The 19,023-nt window shown below is 53.3% G+C and carries 16 protein-coding genes; 7 read left to right on the top strand and 9 right to left on the bottom strand.

Going from position 1 to position 19,023, the window contains the following annotated elements; all coding sequences use genetic code 11:
• Positions 1–43: 43 nt before the first annotated feature.
• Together E7745_RS03320 and E7745_RS03315 are read left to right on the top strand one after the other, a co-directional pair.
• Complete coding sequence (locus tag E7745_RS03320; protein WP_124075741.1) at positions 44–550, top strand: hypothetical protein; 507 nt, start codon at positions 44–46, stop codon at positions 548–550.
• A 29-nt stretch (positions 551–579) separates the two neighbouring features.
• Positions 580–912: a DUF4491 family protein gene (locus E7745_RS03315; RefSeq protein ID WP_124075740.1), complete on the top strand. Its 333-nt coding sequence runs from the start codon at positions 580–582 to the stop codon at positions 910–912.
• 166 nt (positions 913–1,078) lie between these two features.
• Here E7745_RS03315 and E7745_RS03310 read toward each other — a convergent pair whose 3' ends face one another.
• Positions 1,079–2,548, bottom strand: a complete 1,470-nt coding sequence (locus tag E7745_RS03310; RefSeq protein WP_124075739.1) for a DUF1846 domain-containing protein — start codon at positions 2,546–2,548, stop codon at positions 1,079–1,081.
• An 82-nt stretch (positions 2,549–2,630) separates the two neighbouring features.
• A complete protein-coding gene (locus tag E7745_RS03305; protein ID WP_107033250.1) occupies positions 2,631–3,308 on the bottom strand; it encodes an SGNH/GDSL hydrolase family protein in 678 nt (225 codons plus the stop codon).
• A 288-nt stretch (positions 3,309–3,596) separates the two neighbouring features.
• On the opposite strand from E7745_RS03305, the gene E7745_RS03300 reads away from it, so the two are divergent.
• A complete protein-coding gene (locus E7745_RS03300) occupies positions 3,597–5,669 on the top strand; it encodes a SurA N-terminal domain-containing protein (protein ID WP_124075738.1) in 2,073 nt (690 codons plus the stop codon).
• Between the two features lie 436 nt (positions 5,670–6,105).
• Here the strand turns inward: E7745_RS03300 and E7745_RS03295 are convergent, their stop codons facing one another.
• From E7745_RS03295 to E7745_RS03265, 7 genes are all read right to left on the bottom strand, one after another.
• Positions 6,106–8,001: a DNA polymerase III subunit gamma/tau gene (locus E7745_RS03295; protein ID WP_124075737.1), complete on the bottom strand. Its 1,896-nt coding sequence runs from the start codon at positions 7,999–8,001 to the stop codon at positions 6,106–6,108.
• Between the two features lie 201 nt (positions 8,002–8,202).
• Positions 8,203–10,230, bottom strand: a complete 2,028-nt coding sequence (locus E7745_RS03290) for a hypothetical protein (RefSeq protein WP_136408303.1) — start codon at positions 10,228–10,230, stop codon at positions 8,203–8,205.
• A 135-nt stretch (positions 10,231–10,365) separates the two neighbouring features.
• Entirely contained in the window at positions 10,366–11,169 is an 804-nt protein-coding gene (locus E7745_RS03285) for a metal ABC transporter permease (protein ID WP_240597853.1), read from the bottom strand.
• Positions 11,170–11,192: 23 nt separating this feature from the next.
• On the bottom strand, positions 11,193–11,591 hold the full coding sequence (locus tag E7745_RS03280; RefSeq protein ID WP_136408302.1) for a phospholipase: 399 nt from the start codon (positions 11,589–11,591) through the stop codon (positions 11,193–11,195).
• 47 nt (positions 11,592–11,638) lie between these two features.
• On the bottom strand, positions 11,639–12,904 hold the full coding sequence (locus E7745_RS03275) for a 3-phosphoshikimate 1-carboxyvinyltransferase (protein ID WP_136408301.1): 1,266 nt from the start codon (positions 12,902–12,904) through the stop codon (positions 11,639–11,641).
• Positions 12,905–12,971: 67 nt separating this feature from the next.
• A complete protein-coding gene (locus E7745_RS03270) occupies positions 12,972–13,553 on the bottom strand; it encodes a hypothetical protein (protein WP_107033352.1) in 582 nt (193 codons plus the stop codon).
• A complete protein-coding gene (locus tag E7745_RS03265) occupies positions 13,550–14,557 on the bottom strand; it encodes a lysylphosphatidylglycerol synthase transmembrane domain-containing protein (protein WP_168181973.1) in 1,008 nt (335 codons plus the stop codon). Before E7745_RS03265 ends, E7745_RS03270 begins: the two co-directional genes overlap by 4 nt.
• 269 nt (positions 14,558–14,826) lie before the next feature.
• On the opposite strand from E7745_RS03265, the gene E7745_RS03260 reads away from it, so the two are divergent.
• From E7745_RS03260 to E7745_RS03245, 4 genes are all read left to right on the top strand, one after another.
• Complete coding sequence (locus E7745_RS03260; protein WP_123398724.1) at positions 14,827–15,300, top strand: hypothetical protein; 474 nt, start codon at positions 14,827–14,829, stop codon at positions 15,298–15,300.
• A 3-nt stretch (positions 15,301–15,303) separates the two neighbouring features.
• The gene (locus tag E7745_RS03255; RefSeq protein WP_123398725.1) at positions 15,304–16,011 is read left to right on the top strand and encodes a DUF4919 domain-containing protein; all 708 of its coding nucleotides are present in this window, start codon (positions 15,304–15,306) and stop codon (positions 16,009–16,011) included.
• Positions 16,012–16,091: 80 nt separating this feature from the next.
• The gene (locus E7745_RS03250; protein WP_136408300.1) at positions 16,092–17,600 is read left to right on the top strand and encodes a GH3 auxin-responsive promoter family protein; all 1,509 of its coding nucleotides are present in this window, start codon (positions 16,092–16,094) and stop codon (positions 17,598–17,600) included.
• Positions 17,601–17,634: 34 nt separating this feature from the next.
• Positions 17,635–19,023 (top strand): alkaline phosphatase, encoded by a 1,389-nt coding sequence (locus E7745_RS03245; RefSeq protein ID WP_123398727.1) that lies wholly within the window; start codon positions 17,635–17,637, stop codon positions 19,021–19,023.

Genomic DNA, 19,023 nt, shown 5'->3' with positions numbered 1-19,023 from the left:
GACAAACACCAGACTTCATGCCACACAACTAATCTGACAATTCATGACCCTGCTACGGACACTACTGATAATGCTGCTGACGCTTCTGCCGGCTCTTCCGCTGAGAGCCGACAAGACTCTGCGCGGAAAACTGCGCACTGCCGCCACAGCCAAGTCAGAGAATGTGCCGCCTGCGGCAGAGACAGCCTTTGACACCATCTGCGCCCCGGCGGCTGACAGAGTCAGGCTTTCAGGCTATGACAAGCCGCTCGGCTCACGGGTGGAAAGTCTCTTTGTCAGCAACAGCCTCGGAACCGGAATAAGCGAGATAGAAATAACCCTCGACTATACCGACATGCAGGGCCGCACCCTCCACCAGGCCGTCCGCAGAGTCAGAGCCGACATACCCTCCGGCACCACCCGCCGGATACAGTTCCCCTCATGGGACACCCAGAATTCATTCTACTATCGCTATTCACGCCGCCCGCGCACAGCCAACGTAACCCCCTACGATGTAAGCTGCAAGGTGAACAGCTGCGTGACCCTGCCGATGACAACAGAAACAAAATAACAACACATTTCATAAACTACTTACACGAAATGACCGAACTACTGGCCGAACACCACGTTCTCGGACTCACCATAGGAGTCTGCACATTCCTGATAATCGGAATCTTCCACCCCGTCACCATAAAATGTGAATATCACTTCGGCACCCGCTGCTGGTGGTGCTTCCTGCTTCTTGGAATTGTCGGAATAGCCGCCTCGATAGTGGTCAGCGACGTCTTCTGGTCATCGCTTTTAGGAGTTTTCTCATTCTCGTCATTCTGGACCATAGGAGAGATCTTCGAACAGGAAAAACGAGTGGCCCGCGGATGGTTTCCCGCCAACCCGAAACGAAAAACCAAAAGCAAAGACCCGGAATCCATATAAAATTCACGCAAAAACAAGCAAAATGACATCTGTTTATAAGAATTCTTTTGCGTAAGTAACTCTTCAAAATTAACCGATCTAATATACATTAGATTTCATATGGATAATCTTAATAGAGGCTGTCTAATAAGTTGTTAAACAGCCTCTATGAGTTCTATAAAAGGTCTCAGTTCTTGACTTTCTTCTGGGGGTCACAGGTGAGACCTACGCCGAGTTTCTTGAAAATCTTATGGTCGACCTCGCCAAGCATTACAGTAGAGTGGACCTGACAGCCATTGAGTTCGGGAAGCTTTTCAAGCGCACGGCGGCAGTTTTCGTCATGAGTGCTGAGCACTGAGAGCGCCACCAGAACTTCGTCGGTATGAAGTCGCGGATTGCGGCTGCGCAGATAGTTGATCTTGGTGTTCTGAATAGGCTCGATCATATCCTGAGGAATCAGCTTGACCGAATGGTCAATACCGGCAAGGTGCTTGACGGCGTTGAGTATCAGCGCGGCACTCGGACCGAGCAGGGCACTGGTCTCGGCTGTGATGATAGTGCCGTCGGCAAGCTCGATGGCCGAACATGGAACACCGCTGCGCTCGGCCCGCTCTTTGGCGGCTTTGATAGGACGGCGGTATGAGGTGTCGATCTTAGCCTGCTTGAAGAGAAGCGCGATCTTGTTGACCTCACCCTCGTTTGATTCGCCCTGGGCGAAGCGGTTGAGAGCTGTGTAGTAGCGGCGGATGATCTCGTTTTTCGAGGCATCGCAGCAGACATCGTCGTCATTGATGCAGAAACCGACCATGTTGACACCCATGTCGGTGGGCGACTTGTAGGGATTCTTGCCATAGATGCCCTCGAAGAGAGAGTTAAGCACGGGGAAGATCTCGATGTCACGGTTATAGTTGATCGCCGTCTTTCCATAGGCTTCAAGATGAAAGGGGTCGATCATGTTGACGTCATTGAGGTCGGCTGTGGCAGCCTCGTAGGCTATGTTGACGGGATGTTTCAGGGGGAGGCTCCACACGGGGAATGTCTCGAATTTGGCATATCCGGCCTCGATGCCACGCTTGTGTTCATTGTAGAGCTGGCTGAGACAGACTGCCATCTTGCCGCTGCCGGGACCGGGGGCGGTGACGATGACGAGCGGACGCGAGGTCTCCACATAATCGTTGCGTCCGAAGCCCTCCTCGGAGTCGATGAGGTCGACATTGGTTGGATAGCCGTCGATTATATAGTGGTAATAGGTGGGGATGCCCATGCGCTCAAGCTTCTGACGGAAAGCTTCGGCGCTGCTCTGGCCGTTGTAGTGGGTGACAACCACTGAGCCGACAAGGAATCCGCGGTTCTGGAACTCCCTGCGCAGACGCAGTACGTCCATGTCATAGGTGATTCCAAGGTCGTTGCGCACCTTGTTTTTCTCGATGTCAAGCGCGCTGATGACTATCACAATCTCGGCATGGTCACTCAGCTGGCTGAGCATTCTGAGCTTGCTGTCGGGCTGAAAACCGGGCAAGACGCGGCTTGCATGGTGGTCGTCAAAGAGTTTGCCTCCGAGTTCGAGGTAAAGCTTGTTGCCGAACTGAGCTATGCGCTCCTTGATGTGTTCGGACTGAATTTTGAGATATTTCTCGTTGTCAAAACCGTATTTCATAACGGATTACAAAATTAGTCATTTCCGGTCATCCGAGCAAAAATCGACGCAAAAATCTGCAAAAATTTCTTAAGAGGCCCCGTCAGTCTATTGCGGCGCCTACCTGTTCGGCTATCTGGGTCATGCCCTTGACTGTGGGATGGCCGGCCATTTTGTCGATGTCAGACAGGCTGACGGTCTTGACTCCGTGACGGCCGCAGAGGGTCAGAATCGACTCAGTCACTTCGGGACGCAGTTCGGAATTGACTATAAAATAGATCTCGGTGCCGGGATAGTAGTCCTTCATGATGCGAAGCATGCGGTCAAGAGCGGGACGGAGAGTATAATAGTCAGGTTTCTTGCCTTCAGGAGTCTCATATTCCCCTACTTCCACTCCGGCCCATGAATCATTTGTGCCTCCGAAAATAAGAATCACGTCAGGCGAGCCGAGAGTTTTGGCACGGGTCAGAAACGAACGGTCGGTGTAGTCCTTGCCGTCATATCCGCGGTTGCAGATAGTGGCTCCGGAATAAGAATTGTTTGTCACCAACCTCCAGCCTTTCTCGCGTATGAGCTGCTGCCACCAGGTCTGCTTCACGTCAGTCACATCAGTTTGCTCAAGCTTGGGCTTGGAGTAATACCACACAAGATTGGTGTCTGGCGACATATGGCCCTGGAATGTGGAATAGGAATCGCCGAGGATCGAAACCCCTGTACGCGGACTGACAGCACCGGCGGCAAGCGCTACGACAAAAAAAACAAGGAAGAGTAACTTTTTCATTCTTATAATTATAAATAGGTTTTTTAAAACTGTTTAAGCCTCGTTTATTCCAGAGCTCTCCCACCCCCGGTCACACAGAAAAGCGGGCTGACACCTGAGAGCGAGAAGTGGCATTCTGATATAAAACGTCGCGCCGGAGGGCTATATTGCTCTCTGCTTTCACTTTTTACACCCTCGTAATTTTGTATTAAATGGAATTTATGCTATCTTTGTGCGTTAATTTCGGGCATTGTATCTGAAATCTGTTCTAACCACACGCTTAAATCAAAAATCATCTAAACATATCTAATGGCAACTTTAGAAAAAATCCGTAGCAAGTCAGCTCTCTTGCTCATCATCGTTGGAGCCGGTCTGCTGGCTTTTATCATCGGTGACTTCTTTACTTCGGGCCGCACACTCTTCGGCACCGGAACTACCATTGCAAAAGTCGACGGCAACAAGATTGACATTCAGGAATTCCAGCGCCGTGTGCAGGAAGCCTCACAGCAGGCTCAGGCTCAGAACCAGCGCATGGACAACGCCGTGCTCCAGCAGCAGGTGCTCAATTCCATGATCGCCGAAAAACTTTTCGAGAATGAAATCAATGATCTCGGTCTGACCGTGACCGACCAGGAACTCACAGAAATGATGGTCGGCAAGAATTCACAGTATGTAGACCGCATGGTGCAGCAGCAGCTCGGTGTGCCCGACGCAAAAACCGCCCATGACATGGCATTCAACCCGACCAAATACGGCATGCAGCAGGCTCAGGCCCAGCAGCTCCAGGCTTATTGGCTCGACCTCGAAAAATCTGTGGAGCGCATGATCCTCCAGCAGAAGTTTCAGAACCTTTTCGCAGGAACCCTCGTGGCCAATGAACTTGACGCCAAGGCTCTCTATGACGACAACGCCTCAACTTCTCACGTGGTCTACGCCAAGCAGGATTACTCGACCCTCAAGGACGAGGACTTCGAAGCCAGCGAAAGCGACATCAATGCTCTCTACAACGACGAGAAAGCCCGCTATGCTATCGATGAGCCCAGCCGCCTGGCCAACTATATAGCAGTCAGCATCGTGCCCTCTGAAGCCGACATCCTCGCCGGTCAGAAGAAAGTTGAAGATGCTCTGGTGGCCCTCAACTCAAACGCAGAAATGCAGGGTCTGACCGACATGCCAGAATTCGTGGTTGACCGCCGCAAGATCTCCCAGACCGACCTCGACAAGCAGGCCCGCCTGAAAAGCGCAGTCGATTCTCTCTCTGTAGGCAAGGCAGTGCTCGTCAGCAAAACCGGCAACGACTATCTGCTCGCCAAGCTCCTCGGCAAAGAAATGGAAGTAGCCGATGTCAAGATCGACTTCCTCGCAGTGCAGGGTTCAAAATCGCAGGTTGACTCTCTCGTAGGTCTCCTCAACTCAGGCGTCTCGCTTGACAGCGTAGCCTCATCGCCCCTCGTGGCCCAGTCACAGAAAGACATGGAGATCTCTCTGCTTGACGCAAACTACGCTCCGATGAAAGAACTCATCGCCGACCGCGCCACCGGCGTCTACTTCACCCCTGACACCCTCGCAGAAGGCGGCCGCATCTTCCGCGTGAACGAACGCAAAGCTCCCGTGGCTGTCTACGACCTCGCAAGCGTGACCTTCACCACCGAACCGTCAAACGCTACTGTCAACGATCTCGACGCAGCTCTCCGCAAATATGTTGAAGAAAACAAGACTGCCAAAGACTTCGTGGAACACGCTCAGGAAGCCGGCTACACCACCTTCCCCGCCACCGTTACTGCATCTTCGCCCATGATCGGCAACCTCAATGACTCACACAACGCTGTGGCATGGGTAATGGATGCCAAGAAAGGCCAGGTATCGCCAGTGTTCGGCGATATCCAGACCGGACGCTTCCTCGCCGTGGCTCTTGACGACATCTATGACGGCGGCTATGTTCCCGTACGCGACAAGCAGGTTCACGCAATCCTCGCTTCACGTGCCATCAACAACAAGAAAGCAGCTAAACTCATCGCCGACTATGAAGGCAAGGCCAAAGACATCGCCGGCTATGCTCAGCTCATGAAGACCTCGGTTGACACTACTACCGTAAACTTCGGCCAGTATATGATCCCCGGCCTCGGAATGAACGAAAGCGTTGTCATGGGTAAGATCGCCAACGCTCAGAAGGGCGCTCTCGTAGGTCCTCTTCAGGGCAACAATGCAGTAATAGTAATGCAGGTTACAGAAATCGACAATGCAGGCCGTCCCTTCGACCTCGACGAAAACACCATCCGCTACAACCAGCAGCGCGGTGCCGCCCGTATGATCAACACTCTTGACCGCATCCTCATCGGTAACAAGAAAGTGACCAACAACATCAACGCCTTCTATAAATAAGAAGCTGTCGATTATCAGATAAAAAAAGGCCTGGGCTTGTGTCATATATCCGACACAAGCCCAGGTCTTTTTTAGTAGATATTGACAGTGACATCCGGCCGAGACCGAGACCTGATAGCAGCCCGCAACCATCCGGCCCTGTAAATCAATGTCCTGCCGGACATTCTCAATATGATATGTAATCTATTCCCCCGACACCTTGTGCTGCGCACGGTGTCGGGGGCTACGAGTAAAACGGTGTCCTGTCGGACACCAGCCCGCCGGAGACCATGCCCGCCGCGCTGCATCCGGAATCCAATACTGTTGAGACATTCCGCCGTCCGCGTTCCGACCGGGATCAACCTCCTTTGCCAGGCACCATGTCGCGTTGTCCGTGGATGCTGACGTCCTGCAGGACACCGATTTACCATCTCACTGAGGTCGGCTCGCGGGGGCCCTACCCTATTGTAAGGCCGAGATCGTCAATGAAGCCACGGAGGGCCGGGATGTTTTCAACCATGTGGTTGAGCACTTCACGCTCGTTCCAGGTGTGGGGCGAGGCTGCGCCCTGGTTTATCTCTACGGTCAGAGAGAAATGATCGTTGGAAAGCTCGTCGCGCACAGCCTGCAGGAGCGCCGGAAAAGCCAGCTCCACAGTCTGACGCTGCATTTCGTTTTCCACCATTATCTTATAGGTATGGCCCTCCTGAGGCGCCGGAAACGACGCACGCATGGTGTTGATCAGAATGTGTTCCGTAGGGTGAGCCTGCATGAAATTCTGCCAGGCCTTGTTGAGCTGATCGCGGGTATAAGGTTCGTTGCGCTTCGGCGCTGTCGTCCCGATGCCCGGCTGCGCCGAGGCAGACTGCGAGGCATCCTTGGAATGATTTATAGAAAATGTTCCGGCCGGTCGCATCAGAGGTCTCTTCAATGGAACAGCCTGACGCGCAGGAGCCGCCTTGTAACCGGCTGAGGGAGCAGAGACTATGGGAGTCGGTGTGGCCGGACTCTGATAAGCAGGCTGATGCTGCGTCATGGACCTTGCCGCAGGAGCCGGCTGCATTGACGGAGCTGCTTGAGGCTGCGAAGGTGTGGCAGACATGACCTGTGGCATGGATGCAGGCTGCACTCCCCCACTCTGTGGCGAAGGTGCGGGCTGCGATGATGCAGGATTTGCAGCCGGTGACTGGCTCCGATCAGAGGCGCCTGACGAGATTTTCTGTAACCGCCCCTCACCCTGGGCGCCGTTATTGTGGGAGGGGCTTAGCAATTGGCATATCTTGGCAAGCGTCAGTTCTATCAGGAACTGCTTGTTAGAGGCCGTCCGGTAATTCAGATCCGCTTCATTGCAGAGATTCATGGCCCGATAGATGAAGTCAGGCGAACACTTGGCAGCCGTAACGGCCATAGCCTTGCGGGCTTCATCGTCGGCTTCAAGGAGAACTATTGTTGACGGATCACGCGCCACCATGAGATCGCGCATATAGTCTGCCAGTCCGTTTATGAAGAAGTGCGAATCAAAACCGCGGTCACGGATCTCTTTGTAGATCATCCATGTCTCCAGCACTTTTCCTTCGAGGAAACAGTCGAGAAGGCGGTTATAGTAATTGTAATCAAGCACGTTGAGATTGTCGATGGCGCTCTGATAGGTGATGTTGCCTCTTGACGATGCCGCCACCTGGTCAAAGATCGAAAGCGCGTCGCGCATGGCGCCGTCGGCCTTGCGGGCTATGATGTTGAGAGCCGCCGGATCAGCTGTCATGCCCTCTTTCGAGGCCACATATGAGAGATGGTCGATCATGTCGCGCACGGTTATACGCTTGAAATCGTAGATCTGGCAGCGCGAGAGTATGGTAGGGATAATCTTGTGTTTCTCAGTGGTGGCGAGGATGAAAATCACATATGACGGCGGCTCTTCAAGGGTCTTCAGAAAGGCATTGAATGCCGCGGGCGACAGCATGTGGACCTCATCGACTATAAACACGCGGTAAGATCCCTGCGAAGGCGGTATCTGCACCTGCTCCACAAGCTGGCGGATGTCATCGACACCGTTGTTTGAAGCGGCGTCAAGCTCTATGATATTGAGCGAATTGCCGTCGTTGAACGCACGGCAGCTGTCACACTCGTTGCATGCCTCTCCGTCAGGTGAAGGATTGGCACAGTTGATTGTCTTGGCGAAAATTCGGGCGCAGGAGGTCTTGCCGACACCACGCGAGCCGCAGAAAAGATAGCTGTGGGCCAGACGGTGAGTGGCTATAGCATTCTTCAGAGTGGCAGTGAGCGCCTGCTGCCCCACCACGCTGTCAAACGTGGCCGGACGATACTTCCTGGCTGAAACTATATAGTTTTCCATATTCCACAAATTTACACACTATTCTCCGTTTTTCCAAGCCTGCGACTGACATTTCACCTTCGGTCCGGTGCAGATGACAAGCAGCTCCGGCCATGCTGAATGACCGGAGCTGCGAAAAATGATCGGTTTATATATTTCCTATATAATATTAAGGTGTGGACCGTGACGGAGTGACTGTCAGGGAATGAGATCCTGAACCACTTATTTCACCGGGCGCGGGGCTTCGTTGGCTTTTTCCGACGGGCGGCGCTTGGCCAGATTGTCAGAGAAGGCTTTCAGATCTATCGAACCGTTCTTGATAGTTGAACGCATTGTGCGGCGGTTGGCGGCATCGCTGAAAGATCCTTTTGCGCGCCAGATCAGGTCTGCCACAAGATTGGCTTTCTCATTGGTGCAGCGTCCGGTCACGGCATAGTAAGGATTGTTGACAACTGCGTCAATATCACCTTCACCGATGGCCTGGAACAGCGATTTTCCCATATCGCTCTGAATCTTGGCCAGATCCCAGACCGGATTCGAGTTGAGATAGTCAACATCTGCCTGCTCTTCGGGGCTCAGAGCCACCGGAGCCTGAGCAACTGTCTGATCCGAATTGGCATCGGCCGCAAACTCTTCGGCAGGAGCCGGATCGTCAGACGAGCCTGTGTATTGCGGCAGGAGCCATGCAAGAGCTACCACCGCCACTATCACTGCGAGACCTCCCCAAAGGAAAGCTGCGCGGCGATACCAAGGTCTGAGCTCTGCTGAATCGTCGTCATCGTCATCATCATAGTCGAAATCAGGTTTAGAACCCGTATCTGCAACCTCTTTATCAGCTTCGCGACGGCCTTCGGCCACGGGGAGACTGGCGTCAATCGGGCGACGTTCGGGCCTGGCCTCATCAGAAACATTCTCGAATTTCGGAGCCTTGTGGGCTGGTTCGGTAGCAGATTCTCCACGTGCCGACTCGAAATTTGGAGCCACCGGGCGACTGGTGATTCGGACATCCACATTATAGACCTCGCTGTCATCCTGGGTCACAAGTCGGTGAGCACGGAATCCGTGAAAATTCCCTGAGTGCAGGCGGTTATATTCAGGAGTGTTTTTTTCAATGGAGATCTGCTGCTCGAACACCCGTCCGTCGCCGAAATCCAGACGCAGGGTAACTCCCTGCTCTATAGGCTGCATGACAAGTTCAAGTTCCTCTGTCACCAGCATCTCGGCCGAGGGTTTCTTAAGTTTGAGAGTGCGGTAATTGTTTGACTGCACGGTGATCTCCACCTCTGTGTCGGGCTGCAGGTCCTTTTCGAAAAGCTCGATAAAAGGGTCCATCGTATTGACGGGCCGGCCGTTGAGGGTAATAGTATAGCCGTTGAGAGCCACCCCCTTGGCAGAAAGCACTTTGACGGGTATGCGGCGTTCGAAACGTATGCCGGTCTGTGAGGCCGAGCGCACGGCAATTGTTGAGCCTTCATACTTTGTATAGGCCGAAGGAGTGCCAACTATCACTGTCTCCACATGGGTGTTGAAACCTTCCTTGCTGAAAGAAAGTTCCAGACGGTCACCGTCATAGACCTGCAGGCTCGATGCAGTCACCCCTTCCGGACACACCACCGAATAGAGTTTGCGTATGGGAGCGGTGATGCGAGGCATCTTCACGCCCGGACGCAGCGAAGTAGTGGCCGAGACAACAATGATGCAGCGGTATCCTTCATAGCCCGGCTGGCAGGGAAATGAGAAGATAGACTCCAGTTCCTGCTGTGAGATATATGTGCGGTAAGCAGCTTCAGCGGGCTTTTCGTCATCAGCTGGAGCCTTGTAGCGCCAGGCCTCAAGCTTCAGAGGCTCCGCAGGCACCGAAGCCTGGGCAAAGGCCTCTTCAACAGCAGAGTCAGTGAGATTTTCATCCTCGATAAGAGCCTTTTTCAGATTGGTGAACGAGTTCATCAGCTGACGGCCTGTCAGTGAACAGCCATCGCTGACAAGGATGGATATCATCATGTAGCCGCGCTCAGGGCTCAGAGCGTTGCGTGTGATAAGCGAAAAATAATGTCCGCGCGGCGTTGACTGAAGTATGTAACATTCGTTGGCGTTGAGAAAGCGCTTGACGGCGGCTCCGGGTTCGACGAGAGTTGAATTCCAGCGCGGGTCAAAGTCACCTTCTTCTTCAGAGGGATATGAATAGAGAGTGCGTGTCACTCCCTGGACCTCACCCCTGAAAGCTACGTGAAGATATGAATATTCGGGCATAATCCTGTATGGGTTATCTATAGAGTGTAATTAGCTGCAAAAGTACTAAAAATCTCTATCCCCACCAAAATAGCTTCAAAATTCAAAACGCCCCGGACAGGGGCGCCGTGAGGTATGGCGCACCGCCGGCCGTCCTCAGCCGGCTATGGCTTTGTAAAGGCGCACGGCCATATAGGCCGCAGTCATGGTCAGTACTATCAGTGCCGAACATGGCACATCGACAACGGTAGCCATAAACAGTCCGCCGAGGCAGCAAAGCAGCGAAACCAGCACCGAAAGCAGCATCATGGACTTGAAACGGTTGCAGAACACCTCGGCTATCATCTGAGGCAGTGAAAGCATGGACATCAGCAGCATCACACCCACCAGACGGATTGTAAGAACTATGCAGACAGCCACCAGAACAGTCATGGCCGTAGTGATGAAGGTGACAGGCAGACGACACACCCGTGCAAAGTCAGGGTCAAAGGCACAGATGACTATCTTACGGAAAAAAGCGGCCACAAAGAGCAGCAACACTGCGGTAAAAATGCCGAATGTCCAGAGATCGCCGTGAGTGATGGTCAGGATGTTGCCGAACAGGAAGGCATTAAGTTCTGGCACATAGCCGGGAGTAAGGAAAATGAAAAGTGTGCCCAAGGCCATGCCCAACGCCCATATGACAGCAATAGCCGAATCCTCGCGCACTCTGTGGCGCCTGGCCATCCAGTCAACCCCAAGCGATGATCCTACAGCGAAAAGCGCGGCCATTGCAATAGGGTTGCATCCGAGGAAGTATCCCAGTCCGAGACCTCCGAAGCAGGCATGGGTGATGCCCCCTGATATGGAGACGAGGCGGCGCGTCACTATATAGGTGCCGATTATAGCCGAAGCCACACTCAGGAGCAGGACTCCGATCACAGCACTCCTGAAAAAGTCATATTGCAGTATCTCTATCATAATTATAGGGCTCTTAGAGGGCTTCAGCCGTTGACCAGCATAAGCCATTCGTCACGCAGAGAATAGGGGAGAGCTATGTCACGCCGGGTCAGAGAGGCACCCCACGGATAGATGTCAGAGGGCAGAAGTGTGTAAAGCACCTCGCGGAACTCTTCAACCTCACTTTCGGTATAGCTGTCGGGCTGACGGCCTGCGAAACGGTCGAGTTCCTCATCGTCGAAATAGACAGGACCTTCGGTTGGGGAGAGGCCTTTCTCACACACGGCATGAAGTCCGCAACACTCCTCTCCGTCAGAGTCATGAGAGCCTGAAAGGGCAGGGGAGTCGCCTTCATTTGCAGATGCGCTATCCGGCCTATGGGTAAGATAGAGAATCAGTCCTGTCAGAACTGTCACAGCGAGTATAATCAGTGCGCCTGTCATCTGTAGTCAGTCAGTAGTCAAGTAATATTGGTGATTATCTGCAAAGATCATTCGTCGTCAGGGTCGGGGAGAGGTGCGTCTCCGTCAAGAAGAGTGAAACCCGCGCGCCTCAGTTCATCCCAGAATTCAGGATAAGACTTGCTGACAACCTCCACATCATTGATGATTATGCCCGGCACGAACAGAGCCACCGGAGCCAAGCACATGGCCATTCGGTGGTCATCATAAGTGTCGAAACGCGGAAGTTCGGTCATAGGCCGCCGCTGACCTTCCCACGAAAGCACGTCGTTGCCCTCCGGCTGCATGAATATGCCGAGTCTGGCCATTTCGGTGCAGACGGCCTTCACCCGGTCTGTCTCCTTGATGGCGAGGGTCGACAGACCGGTGAAATGAAACGGTATGCCGAGCATAGCGCAGGTCACAATGACATATTGCGCAAGGTCAGGAGTATCAGAGAAATCAATCCGCAGGCGTGCATCCTGGTCAGGAGATGCCACAAGGTCAGAGCCTCCGTCCTCTCCCTCCCATTCGGTCACAACGCCTAAATGCCCGAATATGTCGGCCAGCTTGCGGTCACCCTGAAACGACTCGCGGCAGAGATTGTCAATTGTAACGGTGCCCGATGAAAGAGCCTCGATCTCATACCAGGCGGCGGCGGCGCTCCAGTCGCCCTCAACCCGGAAGTTCCATGCTTTGTAGGCCTGCGGAGCTATGCTCACAGTGTTGCCTGCAAACTCGCTCTCTATACCTGCTTCCGACATCATTTTCAATGTCATCAGTATGTAGGGGCGCGACACGGTCTCTCCTTTCAGCGTAAGCTTCAGACCCTCCTCCATAAGCGGCGCCACCATCAGAAGAGCCGAGATATACTGCGAGCTAACCGTAGAGTCGAGAGTCAGCTCTCCGCCTTTCAGACGGCGGCCACTGATGCGCAGAGGCGGAAAGCCCTCCTCTCCGGCATATTCTATATCGGCTCCAAGCGAGCGCAGAGCATCGACAAGCACAGCTATAGGGCGGTGACGCATACGCTCGCTGCCGTCGAGCAGCAGGCTGCATCTTGGCCGTGAGGCTATGAAAGCTGTCAGGAAGCGCATAGTGGTTCCAGCTGCGCCTATGTTTATCACATCTGCGTCAAGCGACGAAAGTGCCCGGCGCATTGCGTCGGTGTCATCACATTCGGCCACGTTTTCAAGTTCGGATGCTCCGGGAGTCAGAGCGTTGATGATCAGAGCACGGTTGCTCATGCTCTTTGAAAGCGGAAGCCGCAGCCGCGCTTCTAAAAAACCGTCGGGAGGAAGTATTCTGTAGTCCACTTTAGAAATAATAGGGGGAGAGGTGTGAGTAATTCGGTTGGATTGATGTGTTTTTTACTACCGTCTGTCAGCGCTGCTTTTCAGCCGGCATGAAATCTACAGCCACCGTGTTTGACGCGCCACGCCAAGGCAGAGTGCCGTAATAACGCTTGAAGGTGACAGTCACCGGACGCCCTGTGCCCTGATACTGCTGCAGCCGCAGTGCCAGATCATCGTCTGGAATGCTGAAACTGAGATCGCGGGAATAGATGCGGGTAGTGTCGGCCAGCTGTGATTCGCTGACCATCTCGCCCTCGAAGGTAGGGAAGACAATGCCGCGTTTTTCCACGAGAGTCACATAGCCGGTGACACGTGACTCAGTGACGTAAGGCACAAAATAACGTATGGTAACCGCGGCGGCAAGCACTACCGCAACGACAAGGAAAAACCACAGCCATCCGTGGCCGCGTTTGCGGCGCGTCTCTCCGGCTTCCGCTGTCCGTAAACTGTCAGAGCCGCCATCGGAAAAATCGAATGACGGTGCCGCCGGCCGGGTGGCCGGATCAGACGGATCAGGAGTAGGGGAGTGCCGCTGATCTTCTTCCGACTGACGGTCTTTACGGCTGAAATCATGGAGGAAGTAGTCCTCGTCGCTATCGTCGAATTTCATTTTGACAGTGGTTTTGAACGTTTTGAAAAAGCTATGCAGCCGAAAGTGAAAAGTCCCTGGACAATCAGCATCAGAGTCTGCACACCCATCACGAGATTGGCGAAAGTCAGAGCATATTCATGTGTGAGGCCAGCCACACCTGCCGAATAGAGAGTGAGGCCGAAAATCATGGCCCACTGCCAGGGTCCTATGCCGCCGTTAGAGGGCACTCCCATAGCAAGACTCGTCAGCACAAAGCATACAGCCAGAGCAGTAGGCCCGTGAATCACCAGCACCTCGGCTGTAAGCGGGAAGGCTCTGAAAGCGCAATAGAGCGACATGATATAGCAGCTCCATATAAGCACCGTGAAGATCAGCCACCGTCCGCGACCGGGCATTGTGATCACTACCGCGAATCCCTTCCACAGGCCGCTTATGATAGAGCGCAGACGGGCTATCACCTTATGCTCAGGAAATCTTACAAACACAAACCAGACAGCGGCCATTGCGGCTATCACAAAACCCCAGAGCAGGGGAGAGCCCAGAATCTCACTGATCCGGGCCAAAGCGCCTCCGCTCTGTCCAAGATATTCTCTGAGCTGCGCTCCGGCCGGTATGAAAGTCAGCAATAGAAGAATCAGCACGGTCAGAGTGTCGGCCAGGCGGTCGGCCACCATCGAACCGAACACCGTAGTGAACGGGGCGCGCTCGCGGGCCGCTATATAGCCTGTGCGCCACACCTCTCCAAGGCGCGGAAACACAAGATTGACCGAATACGTGCCGAAGATGCTAAGCACCAGCTGCCGGAACGGGGGGCGTATATCAAGAGCCCTCAGCTGTATCTGCCATCGGGCCGCGCGGAAAACCTGGGCCATGATGCCGAGGAGCAGATTGAGCAGAATCCACCGGAAATCACATTCCCGCCTGACAATCTCCATCATTCCTGCCAGATCAATATCATCGTTGCTGAACAAAAGCCAGCAAAGCCCTACCGAAATGACAAGCGGAACGCCATATTTCAGCAAAGTGCCAAAAAAATTAGTTTTTGTTGACTGTAAGTGACTCTTCAAAATCAAGAGGTTTAATAAAAATATAATGTTAAGTAGCTCCTGCTGATAATTTCTCAGAGTTACTTATGCCGCTCATTGAACGTGCTTTTAACGTGCTTTTATTAATGCAAAAGTACGACTTTTAACACTCTGCAGCAACATTGGGCCGATAATTTACGTTAAATTAGAAAACACCGCCAGAAACCATCAACCGAAAGCTCACTTCAACTATTCAATAATTAGCCATGCTGATACTGATCACCGTCATCCTTCTGCTCGCAGGACTTGGTCTTGTCTTCGCTTCGAACCGCTACGGAATCATCGCCGTCTATGCAGGCCTGTGTGTGGCCGCAGTCAAAGCCTCGCTTCCCACAGTCTCCACTTTGATTTTCTGGGGGATAGCCACCATCATCGTGGTGGTCCTCTCGTTCATGCTGCCAAAAAGCATCTCCGGATCGCGGCGCGGACTTGGCTACATAGCAGGTGCTGCTCTTGCAGGAGCCATGACAGGCCTCGTAATCTCCCACGCATGGATGATCATAGGAGGTGTGGTGGGAGCCATTCTCGGAGGAATAGCCTACAGCAAGACTCCAGCCGGAAAAGCTCTCGGATTTCCATCTTCCAAATTTTTGAACTATCTTTGTGCCAAGGGACTCCCCGCAGTCATAGCCGTCTGCATGGCCGGAACCGCCCTTTTATGGCTCATCTTTAAAATCTGAAATATGCGCATCCTCCTATCCATCATACTCTCAGTAATCGTTTCAGCCGGTGCCGCAGCACAGTCGGCAGGAAAACAGCTCAAACGCGAGAAACCCGACCTGGAAAAAATACGCCTTGAGACTCTTGACAGCAAGTCGCCCTACTATTACCCGCGGCTCATGAAAGAGTTCCAGCGCAACGACACACTGATGAAAATAGACAAGTACCGCCATCTCTACCTCGGCTACATGTTTCAGGAAGACTATAACCCCTACCGCTCCTCGCAGCGCGACATCCAGTACAACGTGCTTGACCGCTCGCGCAAACTGACCCGTCAGGAGTGTGACTCGGTGATAATGTATGCCGAAAAAGCCCTTGCCGACAATCCCTTCAATCTCGGAGAGATGGTGATGCTCATAAAAGCCCTCCGGGAGAAAGGCAAAAACAATCTGGCCAACATCTGGCAGTATAAGCTCAACTATCTGCTCATGGCCATCGTCTCGACCGGAACCGGCGAAGATGAGGAAAACGCATGGTATGTCATAGAACCGCAGCATGAATATGTGCTTCTTAATATGATGGACTACTCCGTGGCCGACCACGTGTTCTACGATCCCTCATACGAATACATCACCGTCAAGGATTCATCAGGCAAGCAGCGCGGAGGCTTCTATTTCAATATCGGACCTCTGCTTCAGGAATATTACCGCAAGCATCCCGACGAACTCTGAACCGCATCAGCCGTAATGTTGTTGAAAACACAGCCTTCACGGCCATTGACTCTGATAATCATCAACACTGACTGCCAAAAATGAATTTCACACCCCTTGCCCGTTTCCTGCTCGGCAGGAGAGTTAAAGAAGCGCTTTCCTGGACCGGCCGCACACAGGAAATACAACTCGGTCAGCTCGACTTTCTGCTACGCAATCTGCGACAGACAAAATGGGGCGCGGAAAAAGGCCTGAGCAAGGTCCGGTCATATGATGATTTCCGCCGTCTGCTCCCGTCTGTCTCGGCCTATGCCGGGCTGCGCCCTTATGTCATGAGAATGATAGCGGGAGAGAAAGACGTGCTGTGGCCCGGCCTCACCCGCAATTTCGCCCAGTCGTCAGGAACCTCTGACGGCAAGAGCAAATACATACCAGTCACCCCCGCCTCGTTCAGCCGATCGCACTATAAAGGGGGCAGTTCTGTGATCAGCCACTACCTCAGCCTCTACCCCGACAGCCGCATCTTCGCAGGCAAGAGCTTCATACTCGGAGGCAGCTTCGCCAATGAACTGACTCTGCCTCCCGGAGTCAGAGTAGGCGATCTCTCGGCCAACCTCATAGAAAACATCAATCCGCTGGTCAATCTGACCCGCGTTCCATCAAAACGAATAGCTCTGCTTGAAGACTGGGCGGTAAAACTCCCGGCTTTGGTCAGCGCCGCGGCTGACCATGACATCACCAACATATCAGGCGTCCCCTCCTGGTTTCTCACCGTCCTCAAACAGATCATCAAGGCAAAAGGCGCGCAGACAATCCACGATGTCTGGCCCAACCTCGAAGTCTTCTTCCACGGGGGCATCTCGATGGCCCCCTACCGCGAGCAATACAGCCACATCACAGATCCGAAAATGCGCTATCTGGAATGCTACAATGCCTCTGAAGGATTCTTCGCTGTCCAGAACGCCATTGACGACCAGGCCATGCTGCTTCTGCTCGACTGCGGAACCTTCTTCGAATTCATCCGCACGGAGGAAGCCGATTCAGACCGCCCGGAGATCATTCCGGCATGGAAGGTGGAGGAAGGGGAGATCTACGAGCTTGTGATCACATCATGTAACGGCCTATGGCGCTATCCGCTGGGCGATACGGTGCGCATCGAATCGGTGGAGCCGCTGAAGATCACCATTGCCGGACGCACCAAAAGCTACATCAACGCATTCGGCGAGGAACTGATGGTCCAGAACGCCGAGGCCGCGCTGACAAAAGTTTGCAAGACTCTTGACTGCGAGATATCAAACTATACGGCTGCACCCGTCTATGCCTCGGACCACTCACGCGGACGCCACGAATGGCTGATAGAGTTCAACCGAGAGCCGGAATCAATCGATGAATTCGCCCGGCAGCTCGACCTTGCGCTCCAGCAGGAAAACAGTGACTACGAGGCAAAGCGCAACCACGGAATTTTTCTCGACCGGCTGACCATAGTCAAAGGCCGGAAAGGTGTATTCGACAAATGGCTTGCGGCTACAGGAAAACTCGGCGGACAGCGCAAAGTGCCGCGTCTGTCAAACTCACGCCATCCGATTGACGAAATTCTTAAATACAACTGATAATCCAAACTATACAAAACAAACACTTCTTTTCATGAGAACCAGATTATTTTCATTTCTGACAATGCTGACGGCTGCCGGAGCCATCATGGCCGGCACTCCGAAATATATTTTCTACTATATCGGCGATGGAATGGGAATGGGCCAGGTCATGGCTGCCGAAGCCTATAACCGTACGGTGCTCGGCAATGATGACCATCTGCTCATGATGCAGTTTCCGGTAGCCTCTACTCTGACCACCTACTCCGCTTCCAGCCCGGTAACCGACTCGGCAGCCGCCGGAACGGCCCTCTCGACAGGCTACAAGACAAACAACGGTATGCTCGGCATGACTCCTGATTCGGCCGAGGTTGTCTCAGTTGCAAAGACCCTCTTTGATGACGGCTTCGGTGTGGGGCTGGTCACCTCAGTGGCTCCTGACGATGCCACTCCGGGCGCTTTCTACACCCACGTGCCCAAACGCTCGATGTATTACGAGATAGGCAAAGATGCTGCCGCCTGCGGCTATGACTTCATAGCCGGCTCAAACCTGCGAGGTATCAAGGACAAAAAAGGTAACCCGACAGACCTGATGAAATATTTCGTTGAGAACAACGTGGCCGTGGTCCGCGGAACAGACGCTCTTGAAACCATTGACTCACGCCGTGTGGTGCTTCTCAACACCGACTCGATCAACACCGGCAACATCGGCTATACGATCGACTCCATTCCCGGTGTACTCACTCTCCCCGTCATGACCGAAGCCTGCCTCAGACATCTTCAGAAAAACGGCCGCGACCGCTTTTTCATGATGGTTGAAGGCGGCAACATAGACCATGCCAGCCATGCCAATGACGGAGCCACTGTCATCAAGGAAACCCTCAATTTCCAGGAAGCTCTCAAGGTAGCCTATGACTTCTATCTCGCCCACCCTGACGAAACCCTCATCGTGGTCACTGCAGACCATGAGACAGGCGGAATGGGCCTTGGCAACAACACCGTGGGCTACAATCTGCGCCTCAAATACATCGACTATCAGAAAATGTCGAAATCAGCCTTCTCCAGATACTGCAAAAGTCTCATGAGAGACCGCCGCGTCTACCGCTGGGAAGATATGGAGGAATATCTGACCGACAATTTCGGTTTCTGGAAATTTGTGCCTGTGACCCAAGAGCAGACCGCCAAGCTGAAAGAGGATTTCGAACGCTGCCTGGTGCTCCGCAACGGCAAGGACAAGAAAACACTCTATGACAACTTCGATGAGTTCTCACAGACAGTTTTTGACATCATGGACAAAGCCACAGGTCTCGGCTGGACCACCAACGGCCACAGCGGCGGTCTGGTGCCGGTCTATGCCATCGGCGTCGGCGCTGAGAAATTCGCTTCGTTCAACGACAATACCGACATCCCGAAAATCATCCTCGATATAGTGGAAGGTAAGTGA

The sequence above is a fragment of the Duncaniella sp. C9 genome, assembly GCF_004803935.1.
In the GTDB taxonomy this organism is placed as follows: domain Bacteria; phylum Bacteroidota; class Bacteroidia; order Bacteroidales; family Muribaculaceae; genus Duncaniella; species Duncaniella muris.
This window is presented reverse-complemented; position numbering and strand designations above follow the sequence as displayed.